This is a genomic window from Mesorhizobium sp. M7A.F.Ca.CA.002.05.1.1 (genome assembly GCF_003998335.1).
Taxonomy (GTDB): domain Bacteria; phylum Pseudomonadota; class Alphaproteobacteria; order Rhizobiales; family Rhizobiaceae; genus Mesorhizobium.
In genome coordinates this window covers 1-3,454 of the sequence record NZ_RZQI01000648.1, presented here as the reverse complement: position 1 = coordinate 3,454, position 3,454 = coordinate 1, and the positions used below count along the sequence as shown (strand labels likewise).

The window sequence follows — 3,454 nt, the reverse complement described above, 5'->3', positions numbered from 1 at the left end:
CAGCACGTCGAGGACGCGGGTGCGCAGACGCGAAGCCGGCGTCGAAACGCTCGACTTCTTGCGGCCATACGCGTTGCGGATGCGGGTCAGCATATCGCCGAGAGGATCGCTCAATGACATGTTATGTCCTCCTTACCAGCTCGACTTGACCAGGCCCGGGATCTGGCCGTTATTGCCGAGATCACGAAGCGCGATGCGCGATACTTTGAGCTTGCGATAGTAGGCGCGCGGACGGCCGGTGACTTCGCAGCGGTTGCGGATGCGGATCTTGGCCGAGTTGCGCGGCATGGCGGCAAGCTTGAGCTGAGCGCGGAAACGCTCTTCCATCGGCTTGGACTGATCCATGATTATCGCCTTCAGGGCAGCGCGCTTGGGACCGTACTGGTCGGCAAGCTTGCGGCGCCTGTTGTTCTTCTCGACTGAGCTGGTCTTTGCCATTTCAGATTTTTCCTTTTCTCGCTGCCGTTACTGGCGGAAGGGGAAGTTGAAAGCCTTGAGCAATGCCCTGGCTTCGTCATCCGTCTTCGCAGTCGTACAAACGATGACGTCCATGCCCCAGATCTGATCAACCTTGTCGTAGTTGATCTCCGGGAACACGATGTGTTCCTTGATGCCCATGGCGTAGTTGCCACGGCCATCGAAGCTCTTCGGATTGAGCCCGCGGAAGTCGCGGACGCGTGGCAGTGCGATGTTCACGAGACGGTCGAGGAACTCGTACATACGTTCCTTGCGCAGCGTGACCTTAGCGCCGATCGGCATCTTCTCGCGGACCTTGAAGCCGGCGATCGAGTTGCGGGCGCGGGTGACGACGGCCTTCTGGCCGGCGATCATCGCCAGGTCTTCGGCCGCGATCGAAGGCTTCTTCGAATCGGCGGTCGCTTCGCCAACGCCCATGTTCAGCACGATCTTGTCGATGCGCGGAACCTGCATCTCGTTGTCGTAGCCGAACTGTTCCTGCAACGCCTTGCGGATGGTCTCGTTGTAGACCTGCTTGAGGCGCGGCGTGTTGTTCGCGGTCGCCTGCTTGGATTGAGCCTTAGCCATTGATGACTTCTCCCGAGCGCTTGGCGACGCGCACCTTCTTGCCGTCCTTCTGGAAGATGAAACCGACGCGGGTCGGCTTGCCATCCTTGGGGTCGGCCAGCGCGATGTTCGACAGCTGGATCGGCGCTTCCTTGGTGATGATCCCGCCCTCTTGGGACTGGGACTGCTTCTGGTGACGACGGATCATGTTGACGCCGCGCACCAGCGCGGTGTCTTCCTTCGGCTGCACCGAGAGGACTTCGCCCGAACGGCCCTTGTCCTTGCCGGCCAGCACGACGACCTTGTCGCCTTTTCTAATCTTTTGCATTGGTCCGGCTCCTTACAGCACTTCAGGCGCGAGCGAGATGATCTTCATGTGGTTCTTGGCGCGGAGTTCGCGCGGAACCGGTCCGAAGATACGCGTGCCGATCGGCTCTTTCTTGTTGTCGACGAGAACGGCCGCGTTCTTGTCGAAACGGATCACGCTGCCGTCCGGGCGGCGGATGTCCTTGGCCGTGCGAACCACGACCGCCTTCATCACATCGCCCTTCTTTACGCGGCCGCGCGGAATGGCTTCCTTGATCGACACCACGATGATGTCGCCCACGGAAGCGTATTTCCGCTTCGAGCCGCCCAGCACCTTGATGCACATGACACGACGGGCGCCGGAATTATCCGCGACGTCGAGGTTTGTTTGCATCTGAATCATGACTGGCCGCCTTCTTCTCTTCTAACGGGATGGGCTCAAAGCCCCTCCCCGGTCTGTCCAAAATTCGTTGTTTACGCCCGAGGTCAGGCTTGGTCCGAAGACACGACGATCCAGCGCTTGTCCTTGGAAATCGGCTTCGATTCCTGGATGAACACCTGATCGCCGACCTTGTGGGCGTTGTTTTCGTCGTGCGCCTTGTACTTCTTGGTCATGCGCACGGTCTTCTTCATCACGGGATGCGTGAAGCGCCGTTCGACCTTGACGACAACCGTCTTCTCGTTCTTGTCGCTGACGACGGTGCCCTGCAGAATGCGCTTTGGCATGGTTTTCGTCCTTAAGCCTTCTTAGCCGCGGACTTTTCCGCAGCGATGGTCTTGATACGCGCAATATCCTTACGGACCTGTCTCACGCGCGCGGTCTTCTCGAGCTGGCCGGTGGCCTTCTGGAAGCGCAGGTTGAACTGCTCCTTCTTCAGGCTGGCCAGGTCGTCGGTCAGCTGGTCCTGGGTCTTGGTCCGGATGTCTTCGGCTTTCATGATCAGCCCGTCCTTATTCTGCGATGCGCTGCACGAAGCGCGTCTTGACCGAGAGCTTGGCCGCGCCGAGACGCAGTGCCTCACGGGCGGTTTCTTCATTGACGCCGTCGATCTCGAACATGATACGGCCCGGCTTGACGCGCGCCGCCCAGTAGTCGACCGCACCCTTGCCCTTACCCATGCGGACTTCGGTCGGCTTCGAAGTGACCGGCACGTCCGGGAAAATACGGATCCAGACGCGACCAGCGCGCTTCATTTCACGCGTGATCGCGCGGCGGGCCGCCTCGATCTCACGTGCGGTGACGCGGTTCGGCTCAAGCGCCTTCAGCCCGAAACCACCGAAATCCAGGTTGGTGCCGCCCTTTGCGGTACCATGGATACGGCCCTTGAACTGCTTGCGGAACTTTGTGCGCTTTGGCTGCAGCATCGTTCTAACTCCAAATTCCTAAATGTCTCAGGCGTTTTCGCGACGACGACCGCGTTCGCGATCACCACCACCGCCATGCGCTGCATCGCTTTCGCTGGCCCGACGCTCCGAAGCCATCGGGTCATGCTCAAGGATTTCGCCCTTGAACACCCAGACCTTGACGCCGCAGATGCCATAAGCCGTGTGCGCTTCGGCCGTACCGTAGTCGACGTCCGCACGCAGCGTATGCAGCGGCACGCGGCCTTCGCGATACCATTCCATGCGCGCGATCTCGGCGCCGCCGAGGCGGCCGGCGCAGTTGATGCGGATGCCTTCGGCCCCGAGGCGCATCGCCGACTGAACGGCACGCTTCATGGCGCGGCGGAACGCGATACGACGCTCGAGCTGCTGGGCGATCGACTGGGCGACCAGGGTCGCGTCGATTTCCGGCTTGCGCACTTCAACGATGTTGAGGTGCGTCTCGGACTTCGTCATCTCCATCAGCTTCTTGCGAAGCTTCTCGATGTCGGCGCCCTTCTTGCCGATGATCAGACCCGGGCGCGCGGCGTGGATGGTGACGCGGCACTTCTTGTGCGGACGCTCGATCACGACCTTCGAGATGGCAGCCTGCTTGAGCTCCTTCTCGAGATACTTGCGGATCTTGATGTCCTCATGCAGCAGCTTGCCGTACTCGCCGGTGTTCGCGAACCAGCGCGAATCCCAGGTGCGGTTGATGCCGAGGCGAAGACCGATCGGATTGACTTTCTGGCCCATTATGCGG

The 3,454-nt window shown here is 60.6% G+C and carries 9 protein-coding genes; all 9 read right to left on the bottom strand.

All coding sequences use genetic code 11. The features are described 5' to 3' along the window. Positions 1-120 (bottom strand): 30S ribosomal protein S8 (gene rpsH / locus EN939_RS25885; RefSeq protein ID WP_127270615.1); only part of this gene is annotated, 120 nt, incomplete at its 3' end. Positions 121-132: 12 nt separating this feature from the next. After that, entirely contained in the window at positions 133-438 is a 306-nt protein-coding gene (gene rpsN, locus EN939_RS25880; protein WP_013895695.1) for a 30S ribosomal protein S14, read from the bottom strand. A gap of 27 nt (positions 439-465) precedes the next feature. Further along, complete coding sequence (rplE, locus tag EN939_RS25875; protein ID WP_127270613.1) at positions 466-1,044, bottom strand: 50S ribosomal protein L5; 579 nt, start codon at positions 1,042-1,044, stop codon at positions 466-468. Then, entirely contained in the window at positions 1,037-1,351 is a 315-nt protein-coding gene (gene rplX / locus EN939_RS25870) for a 50S ribosomal protein L24 (RefSeq protein WP_013531428.1), read from the bottom strand. Before rplX ends, rplE begins: the two co-directional genes overlap by 8 nt. Positions 1,352-1,363: 12 nt before the next feature. Continuing rightward, the gene (gene rplN, locus EN939_RS25865) at positions 1,364-1,732 is read right to left on the bottom strand and encodes a 50S ribosomal protein L14 (protein WP_006205457.1); all 369 of its coding nucleotides are present in this window, start codon (positions 1,730-1,732) and stop codon (positions 1,364-1,366) included. A gap of 83 nt (positions 1,733-1,815) precedes the next feature. Beyond that, positions 1,816-2,055 (bottom strand): 30S ribosomal protein S17, encoded by a 240-nt coding sequence (rpsQ, locus tag EN939_RS25860; protein ID WP_010909280.1) that lies wholly within the window; start codon positions 2,053-2,055, stop codon positions 1,816-1,818. 11 nt (positions 2,056-2,066) lie between these two features. Next, complete coding sequence (gene rpmC / locus EN939_RS25855) at positions 2,067-2,267, bottom strand: 50S ribosomal protein L29 (RefSeq protein WP_006205459.1); 201 nt, start codon at positions 2,265-2,267, stop codon at positions 2,067-2,069. A gap of 13 nt (positions 2,268-2,280) precedes the next feature. Then, positions 2,281-2,694, bottom strand: a complete 414-nt coding sequence (gene rplP / locus EN939_RS25850; protein WP_013531427.1) for a 50S ribosomal protein L16 — start codon at positions 2,692-2,694, stop codon at positions 2,281-2,283. Between the two features lie 27 nt (positions 2,695-2,721). Then, positions 2,722-3,447 carry a 30S ribosomal protein S3 gene (gene rpsC, locus EN939_RS25845; protein ID WP_013531426.1) on the bottom strand — a complete coding sequence of 242 codons (726 nt, stop codon included), beginning with the start codon at positions 3,445-3,447 and terminating at the stop codon, positions 2,722-2,724. Positions 3,448-3,454: the final 7 nt, after the last annotated feature.